This is a genomic window from Cognatiluteimonas lumbrici, assembly GCF_006476065.1.
In the GTDB taxonomy this organism is placed as follows: domain Bacteria; phylum Pseudomonadota; class Gammaproteobacteria; order Xanthomonadales; family Xanthomonadaceae; genus Cognatiluteimonas; species Cognatiluteimonas lumbrici.
The window spans coordinates 2,107,833-2,124,951 of record NZ_ML636798.1 but is presented as its reverse complement, the minus strand read 5'-3'; the positions used below and the strand labels follow the sequence as shown (position 1 = coordinate 2,124,951).

The following is a 17,119-nucleotide window of genomic DNA, read 5'->3' as shown; positions in this document are numbered from 1 at the left end:
CTGTTCGAGATGGTGGGCCGTGATGGATTCGAACCATCGACCAGCGGATTAAAAGTCCGATGCTCTACCGACTGAGCTAACGGCCCACTGCGGCTTGCGCCAAGGGTCGGATTTTACCGGTAACGGGTCGGGTCCGTGACCCCGGCCGCGGCGAAGCCGTCTGCGCGCAGGCGGCAGGCGTCGCAATGGCCGCAGGCGCGGCCCTGCGCGTCGGCCTGGTAGCAGGACACGGTGAGCTCGAAGTCCACGCCCAGGCGCACGCCCTCGCGCACGATGTCGGCCTTGGACATCCGCATCAGCGGCGCGTGCACGCTGAATCCCGCGCCCTCCACGCCGGCGCGGGTGGCCACGATCGCCAGCCGCTCGAAGGCCTCGATGAACTCCGGGCGGCAGTCCGGGTAGCCGGAATAGTCCACCGCGTTCACGCCGCAGAACAGGTCCGAGCTGCCGATGACCTCGGCCCAGCCAAGCGCCAGCGACAGCATGATGGTGTTGCGCGCGGGCACGTAGGTCACCGGGATGCCCTCGCCGATCACGTGGCCGTCGCTGTCCTCGGGCACGGCGATGTCGTCGGTGAGCGCGGAACCGCCGATGCTGCGCAGGTCCACGTCCACGGTCTTGTGCTCGACCGCGCCCAGCGCGCGCGCGACGCGGTCGGCGGCCTCGAGCTCGGAGGTGTGGCGCTGGCCGTAGCGCACGCTCAGCGCGTGCGCCGCGAAGCCGCGCTCGCGCGCGATCGCCAGCACCACCGCCGAGTCCATGCCGCCGGAGACCAGCACCACCGCGGGATTCTTCGCGCTCGCGTCCATCGTCGTCCCCTCAGCGGCCCGGTTCGTCGTTCCACAGCAGCTTGTGCAGCTGCAGCTGGAAGCGCACGGGCGGCTTTCCGGCCACGATCCAGTCGGCCAGGTCGCGCGGCGCGATTTCGCCGAAGCTCGGCGAGAACAGGACCTCGCAGCGCTCGTGCAGGCGGTGCCCGGCGACCACGCCGACCGCCCAGTCGAAGTCCGCGCGGTTGCAGATGACGAACTTCACCTGGTCGCGCGCGGTGAGCAGCGGCAGGTTGGACCACAGGTTGCGCGCCACCTCGCCCGAACCCGGCGTCTTGATGTCGAGCACCCGCGACACGCGCGGGTCGACCGCGGCGATGTCCATCGCGCCGGAGGTCTCCAGCGACACCTCGAGGCCGGCGTCGCACAGCCTCTGCAACAGCAGCAGGCAGCGCTTCTGCGCCAGAGGCTCGCCGCCGGTGACGCAAACGTGGCGCACGCCGTGGCCGAGGACCTCGGCGACGATGCCGTCGATGTCCCGCCACTCGCCGCCATGGAACGCGTAGGCGGTGTCGCAGTAAGTGCAGCGCAGCGGGCAGCCGGTCAGGCGCACGAACACGCTGGGCCAGCCGGCCGCGCGGGCCTCGCCCTGCAGCGACAGGAAGATCTCGGTGATGCGGAGCCGTTCCGCCGTCCCGGCAGCGGCGGCCGCTGGCGGGGCGACGGTGCTCATGCGTGCATTTTACCGGTGCCTAGCGCAGCGCACCCAGCTGCATCGCGCGCAGGCGGTCGGAGGCGGTGCGGGCGGCGTCGGTGCCGGGATAGCGCCGGCCTACCTCCGCCAAGGTCGACTCGGCGTCGGCCTGGTGGCCGAGGCCGTATTGCGACAGCCCCAGCTTCAGCAGCGCACCGGGAGCCTTCTGGTCGGTGGGGTAGCGCTGCAGCAGCGCGCGGAACTGCGCCTGCGCCAGTTCGTAGTTCTGGGTGGCGTAGTAGCTCTCCCCCAGCCAGTACAGCGCGTTCGGGGCCAGCGCACCCTCGGGGAACTGCTCCAGGAAGTCCTGGAACTGGCGCGCGGAGGCGTCGTACTGCCCGGCCTTCAGCACCTCGAAGGCGGCCTCGTAGGCGGCGCGCTCGGCGTCGCCGACGCGCACCGGCGCCGGCGGCGGCGCAGGCACGGACGGCGCCGCGTCGGCCGCGGGGGCCTGGGCCGGCGGTACGCTGGCCTGCGGCGCTCCGGCGGCCACGGGCGGGGCGCCGCCTTCCAGCCGCAGCAGGCGGCCGTCGATGTCGAGGTACTGGTTGCGCGAGGCTTCCTGCATCTGCTGCAGCGCGTGCTGCAGTTCCTCGACCTGCCCGCGCAGCGACTGCACTTCGTCCTTGAGTAGCGTCACCTGGCGCAGCAGGTCGCTGGTGCCCTGCGACGCGGCCGCCTGCTGTTCCAGCGCGGCGACCCGCTCGGCCAGGCTGGCGCGCTGCGCCAGCGCCGCCGGCGACAGCGCCAGCAACGCCGCGCCCAACGCGAGGATTCGAATTCCAGCGTTCATCGGAAAGCTCCGTCGAAACCTGAAGACCACAAAAGGGTAAGGCAGCGGCACGGCCGCTGCCTTACCCGTCACTGTCCGGCCTGGCGCCTCAGCGCGAGCTGTAGTTCAGCTCGACGCGGCGGTTGCGGGCCCAGCAGTCCTCGCTCGAGGACGTGCACACCGGACGCTCCTCGCCGTAGCTGACCACGTTCAGCTGGCCGGCGGAGCCGCCGTTGGCCTGCAGCGCGGAGGAGACCGCGTTGCCACGGCGCTCGCCCAGGCCGAGGTTGTACTCGCGGCTGCCGCGCTCGTCGGCATTGCCCTCGAGGGTCAGGCGCGCGGTCGGACGGTCACGCAGGTACTTGGCGTGGCAGGCCATCGCGGCCTGGAATTCCGGACGCAGGGTGTCCTGGTCGAAGTCGAAGTAGATGGTGCGCTGGCGCAGGCAGCTGTCGGTATCCAGGTCTTCCGGACCGTACAGGCCGTCGTCGGTGACCGGCTGGGTGACCGGCGGCGGCGTGGTGTCGGCGACGGGCGGCGCTTCCTTGACCTTCTTGGAGCAGGCGACGGCCGCGGTGCAGAGCAGCGCGACCAGCAGAACTCGACTCGTGGCATTCATGGCAAATCCTCGTCAATTCGCGGGTGGGTGGGGACGACTCAGCGCGCGCGGTAGGGCCCCCAGGCCGGTTCGCGCACGTCGCCGTCCGCGAGCACCAGTCGCTGGCGCACGCGGGCATCGGCAGACACGGCATACAGCACGCCGCGACCGCCTTCCTTGGCGGCGTAGAGCAGCATGCTGGCATTCGGGGCGAAGCTGGGCGACTCGTCCATCGAGCCCGGCGACAGCATGGACCAGCGCGGCGAGCCCAGGCTGCGGTCCATCAGCGCGATGCGGTAGGTGTTGCCGCTGCCCTGGGTGGTCGCCAGCTTCTGGCCGTCGAACGAGACCACCGGGTCGGCGTTGTAGCTGCCCTGGAAGGTCACGCGGGTGGCGCTGCCGCCGCTCGCCGGCACCTGGTAGATCTGCGGCTTGCCGCCGCGGTCCGAGGTGAAATAGAGGGTGTTGCCGTCGGCGCTCCACGCGGGCGAGGTGTCGATGCCGAACTGGCGGGTCACCTGGGTCAGCGCGCGGCTGGCCAGGTCCATCACGTAGATCTCCGGGTTGCCGGACTTCGACAGCGTCAGCGCCAGCCTGCGGCCGTCCGGCGAGAACGCCGGCGCGCCGTTGATGCCGCGGAAGCTGGCGACCAGCTCGCGCGCGCCGGTGGCGATCTCCTGGATGTAGATCGAGGAATTGCCGCGCTCGAAGCTGACATAGGCCAGCTTGCGCCCGTCCGGGCTCCACGAGGGCGACAGCAGCGGTTCGCCCGAGCGCACTACGGTCTGCGGGTTCCAGCCGTCGGAGTCGGCCACCATCAGCGCGTACTGGGTGCCGGGGCCGACGCCGCTGGCGGTGACGTAGGCGATGCGGGTCCAGAACGCACCGCGCACGCCGAGGATCTTCTCGTAGATGGCGTCGGCGATCTGGTGGGCGACGTCGCGCATGGCGTCGGCGCGGCTGGTCATGGCGAAGCCGAGCAGGCGCTCCTGCTTGGCTACGTCGAACAGTTCGTACTCGACCCGGTAGCTGCCGCCGCCGGCGTCGAGCACGCGCCCGACGACCAGGAAGTCCTGCTTGAGCAGGCGCCAGGCCGGGTAGTCCACCTCGCTGCCGCGGGTCGGGCGCTGCACCATGTCGCGCGCCGGCAGGGTGCGGAACTGGCCCGAGCGCGCAAGGTCGGAGGCGACCACCGAGGCGATGTCGGTGTCCGGCGCGGCGCCGCTGCCCTGGTACGGCATCGGCACCACCGCGATCGGAAGCGCCGATGCATTGCCGCCGATGATGTCGATCTCCAGCCCGCGTTCCTGCGCGACGGCGGCCGCCGGGACGAGCAGCGCCAGCAGCAGCAGGAAGGCGGGGAGGGACACGCGCGGCAGTCGGGTCATCGTCACGTCCGGGTCTGGTTCGGATTCAGTCAAGAGCAAGGAGTGTTAACAGCTTGGCCGTGAAGGCACTCTCAAAGATGAATGGAGGCGCACCGGCGCCGCGGGCTAGCGGTCGGCGGCCTGGAAGTTGAGGATCAGGGTGCGGTTGAACACCGGCTCGAAGCCGGCATAGGGGAGCGGCTGGGCCTTGAGCACGGCGGCCTCGATGGAGCGCCGGCCCAGGTCGTCGTAGGGGCAGCTGGGGTCGACGTCCGCATCGATCACGGTCCCGCCGGGGACCTGCCGGATCACGATCTTGCAGCGCTGGCCCAGTGGCACCGTCTCGGGGCGGGTCCAGTTCTGGACGATGGCGGCGTTGAGCGCGGCGATGTAGCGGGCGAGCAGGTCGGGATCGGTGCCATCGTTGCCGGGCGGTGGGCTGGCGGTCGAGTCCGAGGACGCCTGCGAGCGGGCCTGGGCGTCGCGGATCTGCTGCAGGCGCTGCTGGGCCAGGCGCTCGGCGCGCTCCGCCTTCTCGCGTTCGGCGCGGATCTTCGCCAACCGGTCGGCGATCTCCTTCTGTTTCGCCTGCTGCTCGGCCAGGCGCCGCTGCTTCTCGGCCTCTTCCTGGCGCTTGCGCTCGGTCAGGTCCGCCTGCTCCTGGCGGCGGCGCTCCTCCTGCTCGCGCTCGGCGCGGCGCGCGGCTTCGGCTTCCGCCGCGACCCGCTCCTGCTGGCGGGTGTCCGGCTCCGGCAGCACTTCCTGCGGGGCCGGCTGCGGCTCCACCGGCGAGTCCTGCGGCACCGGCTCGGGTTCGGGCTGCGGCGGCGGCGCCACCGGTTCCGGCTCCGGCTCGGCCACCGGTTCGGGCGGCGGCGTTGCGGGCTCGTCCAGGGCCGCGCGCATCGGCGCCGACAGTGCGCGCGGGTCCACGAGGTCGGCCTCGATCACCGGCCCGGCGGCCGACACCGGCGCGGCCCGGCGGGTCCACCACATGCCGGCGAACATCAGCGCGAACAGCAGCGCGTGCAGCAACAGCGCCGCAACCACCGCACGGCTGGTGTCGGCGCGCGTTTCCCTCATTGCGGCTCCGGCGACTGGGTCAGCAGCGTGGCCTTGTCCACCTTCGCGTCCGTGCGCAGGCGCTGCAGCACGCGCAGCACCTCGCCATACGGGACGGCCGCATCACCGGCGACGAACACCGCGAGATTGCTGTCCTGGTTGCGGAACGCGGCCACGCGCGCGACCAGCGCCTCCTCGTCCAGCGCGACCTTGCTGGTGTCGCCCTGGTCGTCGCGCTGGATCAGCGAGAGGCCGCCGGCGGCGTCGAGCTGCACCACCACCTGGTGCTTCGGCTGCTCGACGCTGGCGGCCGCCACCTGCGGCAGCTGCACGTCCACGCCGAGATTCAGCAGCGGCGCGGTGACCATGAAGATGATCAGCAGCACCAGCATGACGTCGATGTAGGGCACGACGTTGATGTCGGCCTTGAGCCGGCGCTTGCGGATCCGGCGCCCGGTCGCGGTCATGGCCATGGCTCAGTCCTCGTCGTCGAGGTGGGCCTGGCGCTGCAGGATCGAGGAGAACTCCTCGGAGAAGGTGTCGTAGCGCACCGAAGTGCGTTCCACGCGGGTGGCGAAGCGGTTGTACGCCCAGACCGCGGGGATCGCGGCGAACAGGCCCATCGCGGTCGCGATCAGCGCCTCGGAGATGCCCGGCGCGACCGTGGCGATGGTCGCCTCCTTGACGTTGGCCAGGCCCTGGAACGAGACCATGATTCCCCAGACCGTGCCGAACAGGCCGACGTAAGGTGCGATCGAGCCGACGTTGGCGAGGAACTCGAGGTTGCGCTCGAGCCCGTCGAGCTCACGCGAGGCCGCCGCGCGCATCGCGCGTTGCGCACCCTCGAGCTGCATCCGCCCGTCCACGCCGCGGCGCTGGCGGATGCGGTGGAACTCGCGGTAACCGCCCTCGAAGATCGCCTCCAGGCCCTCGATGTCGCGGTTGCGCTCGGTGGCGGCGGCGTACAGCTTGGACAGTTCGGCGCCGGACCAGAAGCGCTCCTCGAAGCGGTCGGCCTCGGCTTCGGCGCGGTCGAGCAGGCGCTTCTTGCGGAAGATGATCACCCACGAGGCGACCGAGCCGAACAGCAGCAGCAGCATCACCAGCTGCACCGGGATGCTCGCGTGCAGGATCAGCTGCAGCATGTCGATGCCGTCCTGGGCGACGGGGGCCGCGTCGGCCGCGAGCTGCGCTGCGGTCGCCGGTGCGTCTTCCGGCAGGGCTTCGGCGGCACTCTGCAGGGCGGCCAGTAATGTCATGCGTGTCGCTCCCTCGATGGCTTTGCGTGTGTGGTGTGACGGCTATTCGACGCCCTGCAGGGCCTGCAGTTCCCGCAGCAGGGGCTCCGGGATGGCGCGCGGCCGGAAATCGGACGCGTTCAGTGCCGCCACCCGCACCGTGGCGTCGAGCAGCAGGGCGCCGTCGCGGCGCACCTCCTGCGCGAACACCAGGCTCGCGCGGCGGCATTCGCGCAGCGCGCAGGTGACCTGCAACGCATCGTCCAGCCGCGCCGGCGCGCGGAAGTCCACCTGCATCGCGCGCACCGCGAACACCAGGTCGTGCTCGCTGCGCAGCGCGTCCTGGCCCCGGCCCAGCGCGCGCAGCCACTCGCTGCGCGCACGTTCCAGGAACGCCAGGTACTGCGCGTGGTAGACCACTCCGCCGGCATCGGTATCTTCCCAGTAGACGCGGACCTGGAAGCTGAACATAGGCTAAGACCCGAACAGGTCGGAGGCGCCGGCCTTGGGCTTCAGGCCCAGGTGGCGGTACGCCTTGTGGGTCGCCATACGCCCGCGCGCCGTCCGCACCAGGTAGCCCTGCTGGATCAGGTAGGGCTCGATGACGTCCTCGAGCGTGCCGCGTTCCTCGCTCAGCGACGCGGCCAGCGACTCGACCCCGACCGGGCCGCCGTCGAAGGCGTCCACGATCGTGCGCAGCAGGCGCCGGTCGAGTTCGTCGAAACCCTGCGGGTCCACCTGCAGCATCTCCATCGCCGCCTGCGCGGTGACGTCGTCGATGTGGCCGGCGGCGCGCACCTGGGCGAAGTCGCGGACCCGGCGCAACAGCCGGTTGGCGATGCGCGGGGTGCCGCGCGAGCGGCGCGCGATCGCGGCCGCGCCCTCCGGCTCGCAGGCGATGCCGAGGATCTGCGCGGAGCGGCGCACGATCCGGGTGAGCTCCTCGGGCGAATAGAACTCCAGCCGCTGGACGATGCCGAAGCGGTCGCGCAGCGGCGCGGTCAGCAGCCCGGCGCGGGTAGTCGCGCCGACCAGGGTGAACGGCGGCAGGTCGAGCTTGATCGAACGCGCGGCCGGACCCTCGCCGATCATGATGTCGAGCTGGAAGTCCTCCATCGCCGGGTACAGCACTTCCTCCACCGCCGGCGACAGCCGGTGGATCTCGTCGATGAACAGCACGTCGTGCGGCTGCAGGTTGGTCAGCAGCGCGGCCAGGTCGCCGGCCTTTTCGATCACCGGCCCCGAGGTCACCCGCAGCCCGACCCCGAGCTCGTTGGCGATGACGTGGCTGAGGGTGGTCTTGCCGAGGCCGGGCGGGCCGAAGATCAGCACGTGGTCCATGGCCTCGCCGCGGGCGCGGGCGGCCTCGATGTAGATCCCGAGCTGCTCGCGCACCGGCTGCTGGCCGAGGTACTCGTCCAGCCGCTTCGGCCGGATCGAGGCCTCGACCGCCTCGTCCTCGCGGGTGGCGCCGGCGGCGATGATGCGGTCGCTGGGGAGCTCGTCGTTCATGCCCCTATGGTAGGCCGCGGCAGGCCTCCGCGGCGATCGCGAACGAGCGCAGCCGCGCCTGGTGGTCGAAGACATTGCCGGTCAGCAGGATCTCGTCCGGCCGGTGGCGCTCGACGAACGCGGCGATGCCCTCGCGCAGCTGATCCACGGTGCCGAGCACGCTGCAGGCCAGCGCCTGCCCGACCATCGCCTTCTCCGCCGGCGTCCAGTAGGCCTCGATATCGTCGATCGGCGGCGGCACCAGCCCCGGTTCGCCGCGGCGCAGGCGGATGAAGGCCTGCTGCTGGGTGGTGAACAGCCGCCGCGCTTCGGCCTCGCTGTCGGCGCCGACGACGTTGAGCGCCAGCATCGCGCAGGGTTCGCGCAGCCGCTTCGAGGGCCGGAAGTCGCGGTGGTACACGGCCAGCGCCTGGTCCATCGCCGCCGGTGCGAAATGCGAGGCGAACGCGAACGGCAGACCCAGGTGGGCCGCGAGCTGCGCGCTGAACAGGCTGGAGCCGAGCAGCCACACCGGCACCTCGATGCCGGCGCCGGGCACCGCGCGCACCGCTTGCCCCGGCTGCTCCGGCTCGAACCAGTGCAGCAGTTCCTGCACGTCCTGCGGGAAGGCCTCGGCGCTGTCGAAGTAGCGGCGCAGCGCGCGGGCGGTGGCCTGGTCGGTCCCCGGCGCGCGCCCGAGCCCGAGGTCGATCCGGTCCGGGTACAGCGAGGCCAGGGTGCCGAACTGCTCGGCGACCTGCAGCGGCGAATGGTTCGGCAGCATGATCCCGCCGGCGCCGACCCGGATGCGCGAGGTCCCGCCGGCGACGTAGCCGATCAGGACCGCGGTCGCGGCGCTGGCGATGCCGGGCATGTTGTGGTGCTCGGCCAGCCAGAACCGGTGGTAGCCCTCGGCCTCGGCCAGCCGCGCGAGATCGAGCGTGTTGGCGAACGCGTCGCGCGGGGTGGCGCCTTCGGGAACGGGGGCCAGGTCCAGCAGCGAGTAACGCATCTCAGATCTCCACTTGCGCGCCCAGCTCGACCAGCCGGTTGCCCGGGATCCGGAAGAAACCGGTGGCCGGCGCGGCGTTGCGGTGCATCACCGCGAACAGCTTGTCGCGCCACATCGGCATGCCGCCGCGACGGCGCGCGACCACGTTCTCGCGGCTGGCGAAGTAGGTGGTGTCCATCGGGTCGAAATACATGCCGTTGGCGTCGCAGGAACGCATCAGCGCCAGCGGCACGTCGGGCGTCTCCATGAAGCCGAAGCGCACGGTGACGCGGTGGAAGTCGTCGCCGATGGGCTCCATCCTCAGGCGCTGGTCCGCCGGAGCGTAGGGCACGTCGAGTGTCTCCACGGTGAGGAACACGTTGCGCTCGTGCAGCACCTTGTTGTGCTTGAGGTTGTGCAGCAGGGCCTGCGGGACCATGCCCTGCTGCGCGATCAGGAACACCGCCGTGCCGGGCACGCGGACCGGCGGCGCCAGCATCAGCCCGGGCAGGAAGCTGTCGAGCTGGATGCCCTCCTTGCGGATCTCCTGGTACAGCAGCTCGCGGCCGCGGCGCCAGGTGCGCAGCAGCGTGAACAGCACGATGCCCAGCACCACCGGGAACCAGCCGCCGTCGAGGATCTTGGCGCCGTTGGCGACCAGGAAGCCGAGGTCGGCGACCAGGAACACCAGGCACAGCGGCAGCACCCAGTTGCGCGCCTTCGGCCACAACGCGCGCGCCACCAGCGCCAGCAGCAGGGTGTCGATCAGCATCGTCGCCGACACCGAGATGCCGTAGGCCGTGGCCAGCGCGGTCGAGCTGCCGAAGCTCAGCACCAGCCCGAGCACCAGCACCATCAGCATCCAGTTGATGCCGGGGATGTAGATCTGCCCGATCGTCTCCTGCGAGGTGTGCTTGATCGCCATGCGCGGGATGTAGCCGAGCTGCATGGCCTGGCGCGAGATCGAGAACGCGCCGGTGATCACCGCCTGCGAGGCGATCACGGTGGCGGCGGTGGCGAGCGCGATCACCGGCCAGCGCGCCCACTCCGGCACGCCGAAGTAGAACGGGTTGCGGATCGCCGCCGGGTCCTCGAGCAGCAGCGCGCCCTGCCCCAGGTAGTTGAGCATCAGCGCCGGCAGCACGAAGAAGTACCAGCCGCGCCGGATCGGCCGGGCGCCGAAGTGGCCCATGTCGGTGTACAGCGCCTCGCCGCCGGTCACCGCCAGCACCACCGCGCCGAGGATGAAGATGCCGTGGAAATGATGGGTGGCGAAGAAGTGGATCGCCCACCACGGGTTGATCGCCTTCAGTACCTCGGGCTCGTGGGTGAGGTTGATCGCGCCCAGCACCGCCAGCACCAGGAACCAGAGCACCATCACCGGCCCGAAGACCTTGCCGACCTTCTCGGTGCCGTAGCGCTGGGCCACGAACACGCCGGTCAGCACCACCACCACGATCGGCACCACCCAGTGGTGCAGGCTCGGCGCCACCACCTCCAGGCCCTCGACCGCGGACAGCACCGAGATCGCCGGCGTGATCACGCCGTCGCCGAAGAACAGCGAGGCGCCGAAGATGCCGAGGATCCCGACCAGGTAGGTGGAACGCGAGCCGGGCTTGAGCGTGCGCTGGGCCAGCGTCATCAGCGCCATGATGCCGCCCTCGCCCTCGTTGTCGGCGCGCATGATGATGGTGACGTACTTGATCGTCACCACCAGCATCAGCGCCCAGAACACCAGCGACAGCAGGCCGATCACGGTGTCGTGGGTCGGCGACAGCCCGTAGTGCGGGCCGAAGGCCTGCTTGACGGTGTACAGCGGGCTGGTGCCGATGTCCCCGAACACCACGCCGATCGCGGCGACGACCAGGCCGGCGCTGGCCTTGCCGCCCGCGGCGCGGCGGTCGCGTGGCGTGTGCGCGGTCTTGGACATGCGGGCTCCCGCTCAGCGAAGCGCGGACTGTAACGCCTTGCGGATGATGGCGGCTGCGTCGTCGCCGGCGGCGGCGGCGTCGCGGGCCATGCGCGCCGCGTCCGCAGGCTTGTAGCCGAGCTGCTGCAGCGCCACCGTGGCCTCGGATTGCGGGTCCGCCGGCACGCCGCCGCCCGGGAGCGGGCCGCCGCCCGTGCCGAGGTCGGCCGCGCGGTCGCGCAACTCCACCACCATGCGCTCGGCGGTCTTCTTGCCGATGCCGGGAATGCGGGTCAGCGCGGTCACGTCCGAGGTCTGCACCAGCCGCGCGAACTCCTCCACGCTGGCGCCGGACAGCACCGCCAGCGCGATCTTCGCGCCGATGCCCGAGACCTTCTGCAGGTCGCGGAACAGCCGCCGCTCGCCCTCGCGCAGGAAGCCGTACAACGACACGCTGTCCTCCTTCTGTGCGTAATGCGTGAACAGCGCGACCTCGCGCCCGACGTCGGGCAGGTCGTAGAACGTGCTCATCGGCGCCTCCAGCTCGTAGCCGACGCCGTTGACGTCCACCACCAGCCACGGCGGCTGCTTGTGCACCAGGAGGCCCTTCAGGCGTCCGATCATGCTCCCCGCCTCCGCAACAATGCCGTCGCCACGCCGGTGCGGGTGGCGGTCGCGCTCATGTGCGCGTGGGTGAGGGCCACCGCCAGCGCGTCGGCGGCGTCGGCCTGCAGCCTGGCATCGGCCAGGTTCAGCAACAGGCGCACCATGTGCTGCACCTGGGCCTTCTCGGCGGCACCGCGGCCGACCAGGGACTGCTTGATCAGGCGCGGCGCGTACTCGCTCACCGGCAGGTGGCGCCGCACCACCGTCGCCAGCGCCGCGCCACGCGCGTGCCCCAGCTTCAGCGCCGAGGTCGCGGACTTGTCCATGAACACCGTCTCGATCGCGACCTGCTGCGGCTGCCACTGGTCGAGCAGCGCCTCGAGGCCTTCGCACAGCAGCCCGAGCCGCGACGGGAAATCCTCGGCCCCGAGCAGCACCAGGGCCTGCGCGTGGACGTAGCGGCAGCGCCCGGCGTCGTCCACGTCGATGACGCCGATGCCGGTGCGCTGGGAGCCTGGGTCGATGCCGAGGATGCGGATCACGGCCCCAGCTTACGCGTAAGCGGCGTCGCCGAGGTCGGCGTTGGAGTGGACCGCCTGCACGTCGTCCATGTCCTCGAGCCAGCGCAGCAGCTTCGCCACCTGCTCCGCGGTCTCGCCCTCGACCACCACGTCGTTGTCGGCGCGCATGGCGACCTCGGCGATGTCGGCCCTGAACCCGGCCGCCTCCATCGCCGCCTTGACCTCGCCGAAGGCCTCCGGCGCGGTGAGCACGTCGATGGCGCCGTTGTCGTGCACCACCACGTCGTCGGCGCCGGCCTCGATCGCGGCCCCGGTGAGCGCATCCTCGTCCACGCCCTGCGCGAACGAGAGCACGCCGAGCTTGCGGAACATGAAGGCGACCGAGCCCTCGGTACCCATGTTGCCGCCGAACTTGCCGAAGGCGTGGCGCACGTCGGCGACGGTGCGCACGCGGTTGTCGGTGAGGCAGTCGACGATCACGGCGACGCCGCCAGGGGCGTAGCCCTCGTAGCGCACCTCCTCGTACTCGACGCCCTCGAGCTCGCCGGTGGCCTTCTTGATCGCGCGCTCGATCACGTCCTTCGACATGTTGGCCGACAGGCCCTTGTCGATGGCGCTGCGCAGGCGCGGGTTGCCGGCCGGGTCGCCGCCGCCGGCCCGGGCCGCGACGGAGATCTCGCGGATGATCTTGGTGAAGATCTTGCCGCGGCGCGCGTCCTCGGCGTTCTTGCGCGCCTCGATGGAAGGACCTCTGCCCATTGCTGCGACCTGCAAACCCGTTGAAAGACGCGGATTCTACCCTTGTAGGAGCGGCGCTTGCGCCGCGACAGCCCGATCGCGGCGCAAGCGCCGCTCCTACAGGAAGCGGCCCTCGCGCAGGAAGGCGACGGCCTGGGCGGCGGCGTCGGCGGAGAACAGCAGGCCGCTGTGGCTGCATTCGACGACCACGTGGTCGGCGATCCCCTCCAGCCGTGTCTCGACCACGGCGACGGTGCCGTCGTGGTCGCCGTCGAAGCCGGCGAACAGCGAGCCGAGGCCGTGCGGCACGCAGCCGGCGACCACGCCCACCTGCGCGCGCCCCCTCCAGCGGCCGACCCCCTCCCGCAGCAGCCCGGCGCTGCGCCCGAGCAGGGGCGCGGTCGGCGACCAGCGCAGCATGCCGGCCGCGGCGCCGCTGCCGGTCAGCGGCGACCCCAGGCACACCACCCGTCCCACGGGCAGGTCGGGCGCGTCGCGCAGCGCCTGCAGCGCGATCAGCCCGCCCAGGCTGTGGGCCACGATGTCGGCCTCGCCGCCGCCCTGCAGCAGCTCCACCAGGCGCGGGACCGCAAGGTCGGGACCGTCGGCGACGCTGTGGTAGCCGAAGACCTCGGGCGCGAAGCCGGCGTCGCGCAACTGCAGCGACAGCCAGTGCATCGAGGCCCCGGGCATCCACAGCCCGTGCAGCAGGATCACGCGGCGCGCGCCGGCCATGCTCAGGCTGCCGGCTCGCGCCGGTACATGAACTCGATGTCGCGCACGCGCCCGACCGGGAATTCGTACTCGGCGACCTTGCCGAAGCCGTGGCGCGCGTAGAAGCGCTGCGCCCCGAAATTCTCCGACCACACGCTGATCCAGAGCCGGCGCGGGCCGTCGCGTTCCAGCCAGGCCAGCGCCTCGTCGAACAGGCGTCCGCCCCAGCCGCCGTTCTGCACTTCCGGGAGCAGATACAGGCGCTTGAGCTCGCCGTCCCGGGGGCGCACGTCCGGGTGCGGCAGGCCGCACGGCCCGGCCACCGCGTAGCCCACGGGGCGGCCGGCGTCCGCCAGCAACCACAGCGCGTAACGCGGATCGCCCAGCAGCTTCGCGTACGCGGCTTCGGAATGGCTTTCGGCGAGGAACGTCGCCAGGTCCTCCGGCGGGTACAGGTGCCCGAAGGTCAGGTCGAAGGTGCGCGCGCCGATCTCCGCCAGCGCCGCGGCATCGCCCGGCCCTGCCCTGCGGATGGCGAGCGCCCCGGTCATTCCTTCGGCTTGATCGCCACGTGCACCTCGCGCAGCTGCTGCTCCGGGACCGGCGACGGCGCGCCGGTCATCAGGCACTGCGCGGTGGTGGTCTTGGGGAACGCGATCACGTCGCGGATGGACTCGGTGCCGGCCATCAGCGCGGCGATGCGGTCGATGCCGAAGGCGATGCCGCCGTGCGGCGGCGCGCCGTAGTTCAGCGCCTCGAGCAGGAAGCCGAACTTGGCCTGCTGCTCCTCGGCGCCGATCCCGAGCAGATCGAACACCGCCGCCTGCATCTCCGGGCGGTGGATGCGGATCGAGCCGCCGCCGATCTCGTTGCCGTTCAAAACCATGTCGTAGCCGCGGCTGACAGCGGTCGCGGCGTTGGCGCGCAGGTCGTCGATGCTGTCCACGGCGGGCGCGGTGAACGGATGGTGCAGGGCGACGTGGCGCTGTTCCTCCTCGTCCCACTCGAACATCGGGAAGTCGGTGACCCACAGCGGCTTCCAGCCGGCCTCGACCAGGCCGAGGTCGCGGCCCAGCTTCAGGCGCAGCGCGCCCATGAACTCGCTGACCACCCTGTACGGGCCGGCCCCGAAGAACCCGATGTCGCCAGGCTGCAGGCCGATCGCCTGCACCAACGCCTGCTGGGTGGCCTCGTCGAGGAACTTGGCGATCGGCGAGTTGATGGTGCCGTCGGCGCCCAGCTTGAGCCATGCCAGGCCCTTGGCGCCGAACTTGGCCGCGTGCGCGGCGTAGTCGTCCACCTGCTTGCGCGAGAAGCCGGCGCCGCCGACGGCGCGCAGCGCGGCGACGCGCCCGCCATCCGCATTCGCCCACTCGGCGAACACCTTGAATTCCGTCGCCTTCACCAGCGCAGCGACGTCCACCAGCTCCATGCCAAAGCGCAGGTCGGGCTTGTCCGAGCCGTAGCGGCGCATCGCCTCGGCCCAGGTCATGCGCGGGAACTCGCCGAGCTCCACGTCCATCACCTCGCGGAACACGTCGCGCATCATCGCCTCGACCGTGTCCTGCACGTCGCGCTCGGCGACCCAGGCGAACTCCATGTCGAGCTGGGTGAACTCGAGCTGGCGGTCGGCGCGCAGCGCCTCGTCGCGGAAGCAGCGCGCGATCTGGTAGTAGCGGTCGAAGCCGGCCACCATCAGGATCTGCTTGAACAGCTGCGGCGACTGCGGCAGCGCGTAGAACTCGCCCGGATGCAGCCGCGCCGGCACCAGGAAGTCGCGCGCGCCCTCGGGCGTGGCCTTGGTCAGGATCGGGGTCTCGATGTCCTGGAAGCCCCGCGCGTCCAGCCAGCGGCGCAGCGCCTGCACCAGCTTCGTGCGGGTGCGCAGCATCTGCTGCATGCGCGGCGTGCGCAGGTCGAGGTAGCGGTACTTGAGGCGGATGTCCTCGCCGGCGTTCTCGTGCGCGTGGAACGGCAGCGGCGCGGCCTTGTTCAGCACCTCGATCGCGGTCGCCAGCACCTCGACCTGCCCGGTCGGCAGCTTGGGATTGGGCTTCTCGCGGCGGCGCACGGTGCCGGTGACGCGCAGGCAGTCCTCGTAGCCGATGCCGGCGGCGGTCCCGAGCACCGCGGCGTTGCCCTCGGCGTCCGACGGTTCGGCGACGACCTGGACGATGCCTTCGTGGTCGCGCAGGTCGACGAAGCAGAGGCCGCCGAGGTCGCGGGCGACGTCGGCCCAGCCGCACAGGGTGACGGTCTCGCCGACCAGGGATTCGTCGATCAGGCCGCAGAAGTGGGTACGCATTTGGTTCGGGAGGGCTGGGAAGCCTTCCATTCTAGCGGGCTTCGGACGGGCGCTCTCGCGGGAAAGGCGGTTCCCCTGCCCTCCTCGCAGAGCGTTTTGAGTCGTCGGCCAGGGGAACCGCCTTTCCCGCTACGCTTCGCCGGTGCTCGAGGGCGTCGCTTTCGCTTCCGCCTTCTTCCCGGTGGGCTTGGACTCGGACGGGTTGGTGTCGGCGGGCTTGGCGGCGTCGCCGGCGAGGTTGCGCTTGCCTTCCTTCTTGAAGTCGGTTTCGTACCAGCCGCCGCCGGCGAGGCGGAAGCTGGGGGCGGTGACCTTGCGCTTCACGGCGGCCGCGGCGCAGGCCGGGCAGGCCTCCGGGTCCGGATCCGAGAGTTTCTGCAGGCGGTCGAACTCGTGGCCGCAGGCATCGCAGGAGAAGGCGTAGATCGGCATGGCGCGCTGGAACTCGTGCAAGGGGACGGAACGCGAACCATTCTGGGGGCTGAATCCGCTTATTCAAGCGCACTGGCGGCGGCGTCACGCGCGGCTAGACTGTCGCGGACGCCACCCGGGGAGACCGCCATGCAGGATCGCAGCTTCGCCTCCATCATCGCCGCGCTCTTGCTGGCGCTCGGCATCGTCGTGGCCGGCTGGTTCGCGTCCCGCGGCCTGGTCGCGATCAAGACCCAGGACCGCTACGTCGTGGTCAAGGGCTCGGCCGAGCGCATCGTGGACGCCGACCTGCTGGTCTGGCCGCTGCCGCACACGGTCGGCGGCAACGACCTGGCCTCGGTCCAGCGCGACCTCGCCCGCAACACCGAGGCGATCCGCCGCTTCTTCCTCGACGCCGGCTTCGAGGAAGGCGAGATCGTGGTCTCGCCGCCGCGGCTGGAGGACCGCTGGGCCTACGCCTACGGCGACAGCCGCCCGCCGGAGCGCTTCCGCTACGCCAACACCGTCAGCCTGCGCACCACCAAGGTGGACAAGGCGCTGGCCGCGCTCCGCAACAGCGGCCAGCTGGTGGCCGGCGGGGTGATGCTCGAGCAGCACAGCCAGCCCGAGTTCGACTACACCAAACTCAACGACATCAAGCCGGAACTGATCGCGGAAGCGACCGCGGCGGCGCGCGAGTCGGCCGAGCAGTTCGCCAAGGACTCGGGCTCACGCCTGGGCGGCATCCGCAACGCGAACCAGGGCGTGGTGACCATCAGCGACCGCGACCAGAGCAGCCCCCAGGTCAAGAAGGTCCGCGTCGTCACCACCGTCGAATACTTCCTCCGCGACTGACCGCCACCCGAAGATCG

Annotated in this window: 20 protein-coding genes and 1 tRNA gene; 1 reads left to right on the top strand and 20 read right to left on the bottom strand. The window is 71.1% G+C overall.

The features are described 5' to 3' along the window. Positions 1 to 10: 10 nt before the first annotated feature. The 20 genes from E4F25_RS10275 to E4F25_RS10180 form a co-directional block, all read right to left on the bottom strand. Positions 11 to 86: transfer RNA gene (locus E4F25_RS10275), tRNA-Lys, on the bottom strand. Positions 87 to 113: 27 nt separating this feature from the next. Then, positions 114 to 809, bottom strand: a complete 696-nt coding sequence (gene queC / locus E4F25_RS10270; RefSeq protein ID WP_140910038.1) for a 7-cyano-7-deazaguanine synthase QueC — start codon at positions 807 to 809, stop codon at positions 114 to 116. A 10-nt stretch (positions 810 to 819) separates the two neighbouring features. Then, complete coding sequence (queE, locus tag E4F25_RS10265) at positions 820 to 1,503, bottom strand: 7-carboxy-7-deazaguanine synthase QueE (protein ID WP_140910037.1); 684 nt, start codon at positions 1,501 to 1,503, stop codon at positions 820 to 822. A gap of 19 nt (positions 1,504 to 1,522) precedes the next feature. Beyond that, on the bottom strand, positions 1,523 to 2,317 hold the full coding sequence (gene ybgF, locus E4F25_RS10260) for a tol-pal system protein YbgF (RefSeq protein WP_140910036.1): 795 nt from the start codon (positions 2,315 to 2,317) through the stop codon (positions 1,523 to 1,525). 88 nt (positions 2,318 to 2,405) lie between these two features. Next, positions 2,406 to 2,915, bottom strand: coding sequence for a peptidoglycan-associated lipoprotein Pal (gene pal / locus E4F25_RS10255; RefSeq protein ID WP_140910035.1), 510 nt, complete (start codon positions 2,913 to 2,915; stop codon positions 2,406 to 2,408). 38 nt (positions 2,916 to 2,953) lie between these two features. After that, complete coding sequence (gene tolB, locus E4F25_RS10250; RefSeq protein ID WP_140910034.1) at positions 2,954 to 4,282, bottom strand: Tol-Pal system beta propeller repeat protein TolB; 1,329 nt, start codon at positions 4,280 to 4,282, stop codon at positions 2,954 to 2,956. 105 nt (positions 4,283 to 4,387) lie between these two features. Further along, positions 4,388 to 5,344: a cell envelope integrity protein TolA gene (locus E4F25_RS10245; RefSeq protein WP_140910033.1), complete on the bottom strand. Its 957-nt coding sequence runs from the start codon at positions 5,342 to 5,344 to the stop codon at positions 4,388 to 4,390. After that, complete coding sequence (locus E4F25_RS10240; protein WP_246069855.1) at positions 5,341 to 5,796, bottom strand: ExbD/TolR family protein; 456 nt, start codon at positions 5,794 to 5,796, stop codon at positions 5,341 to 5,343. Before E4F25_RS10240 ends, E4F25_RS10245 begins: the two co-directional genes overlap by 4 nt. A 3-nt stretch (positions 5,797 to 5,799) precedes the next feature. Continuing rightward, positions 5,800 to 6,582 carry a protein TolQ gene (tolQ, locus tag E4F25_RS10235; protein ID WP_140910032.1) on the bottom strand — a complete coding sequence of 261 codons (783 nt, stop codon included), beginning with the start codon at positions 6,580 to 6,582 and terminating at the stop codon, positions 5,800 to 5,802. A 42-nt stretch (positions 6,583 to 6,624) separates the two neighbouring features. Then, positions 6,625 to 7,032 (bottom strand): tol-pal system-associated acyl-CoA thioesterase, encoded by a 408-nt coding sequence (gene ybgC / locus E4F25_RS10230; RefSeq protein ID WP_140910031.1) that lies wholly within the window; start codon positions 7,030 to 7,032, stop codon positions 6,625 to 6,627. Positions 7,033 to 7,035: 3 nt separating this feature from the next. After that, a complete protein-coding gene (gene ruvB, locus E4F25_RS10225; RefSeq protein ID WP_140910030.1) occupies positions 7,036 to 8,073 on the bottom strand; it encodes a Holliday junction branch migration DNA helicase RuvB in 1,038 nt (345 codons plus the stop codon). Between the two features lie 4 nt (positions 8,074 to 8,077). After that, positions 8,078 to 9,064 (bottom strand): LLM class flavin-dependent oxidoreductase, encoded by a 987-nt coding sequence (locus E4F25_RS10220; protein ID WP_140910029.1) that lies wholly within the window; start codon positions 9,062 to 9,064, stop codon positions 8,078 to 8,080. Position 9,065: 1 nt separating this feature from the next. Then, positions 9,066 to 10,973 (bottom strand): potassium transporter Kup, encoded by a 1,908-nt coding sequence (locus tag E4F25_RS10215; protein WP_140910028.1) that lies wholly within the window; start codon positions 10,971 to 10,973, stop codon positions 9,066 to 9,068. A 12-nt stretch (positions 10,974 to 10,985) separates the two neighbouring features. Beyond that, positions 10,986 to 11,576, bottom strand: coding sequence for a Holliday junction branch migration protein RuvA (gene ruvA / locus E4F25_RS10210; RefSeq protein WP_140910027.1), 591 nt, complete (start codon positions 11,574 to 11,576; stop codon positions 10,986 to 10,988). Then, positions 11,573 to 12,100 carry a crossover junction endodeoxyribonuclease RuvC gene (gene ruvC, locus E4F25_RS10205; protein ID WP_140910026.1) on the bottom strand — a complete coding sequence of 176 codons (528 nt, stop codon included), beginning with the start codon at positions 12,098 to 12,100 and terminating at the stop codon, positions 11,573 to 11,575. The genes ruvA and ruvC overlap by 4 nt, the downstream gene beginning before the upstream one ends. A 9-nt stretch (positions 12,101 to 12,109) precedes the next feature. Beyond that, positions 12,110 to 12,838: a YebC/PmpR family DNA-binding transcriptional regulator gene (locus tag E4F25_RS10200; protein ID WP_140910025.1), complete on the bottom strand. Its 729-nt coding sequence runs from the start codon at positions 12,836 to 12,838 to the stop codon at positions 12,110 to 12,112. Positions 12,839 to 12,934: 96 nt separating this feature from the next. Next, positions 12,935 to 13,552, bottom strand: coding sequence for an esterase/lipase family protein (locus E4F25_RS10195; RefSeq protein ID WP_140910024.1), 618 nt, complete (start codon positions 13,550 to 13,552; stop codon positions 12,935 to 12,937). Between the two features lie 2 nt (positions 13,553 to 13,554). Further along, on the bottom strand, positions 13,555 to 14,082 hold the full coding sequence (locus E4F25_RS10190) for a GNAT family N-acetyltransferase (RefSeq protein ID WP_140910023.1): 528 nt from the start codon (positions 14,080 to 14,082) through the stop codon (positions 13,555 to 13,557). Next, entirely contained in the window at positions 14,079 to 15,836 is a 1,758-nt protein-coding gene (gene aspS / locus E4F25_RS10185; RefSeq protein WP_140910022.1) for an aspartate--tRNA ligase, read from the bottom strand. Before aspS ends, E4F25_RS10190 begins: the two co-directional genes overlap by 4 nt. 129 nt (positions 15,837 to 15,965) lie before the next feature. Continuing rightward, positions 15,966 to 16,268, bottom strand: a complete 303-nt coding sequence (locus E4F25_RS10180; protein ID WP_140910021.1) for an FmdB family zinc ribbon protein — start codon at positions 16,266 to 16,268, stop codon at positions 15,966 to 15,968. 129 nt (positions 16,269 to 16,397) lie between these two features. Here E4F25_RS10180 and E4F25_RS10175 point away from each other — a divergent pair, with 129 nt between their 5' ends. Then, on the top strand, positions 16,398 to 17,102 hold the full coding sequence (locus tag E4F25_RS10175; RefSeq protein ID WP_140910020.1) for an SIMPL domain-containing protein: 705 nt from the start codon (positions 16,398 to 16,400) through the stop codon (positions 17,100 to 17,102). The last annotated feature ends 17 nt before the right edge of the window (positions 17,103 to 17,119 follow it).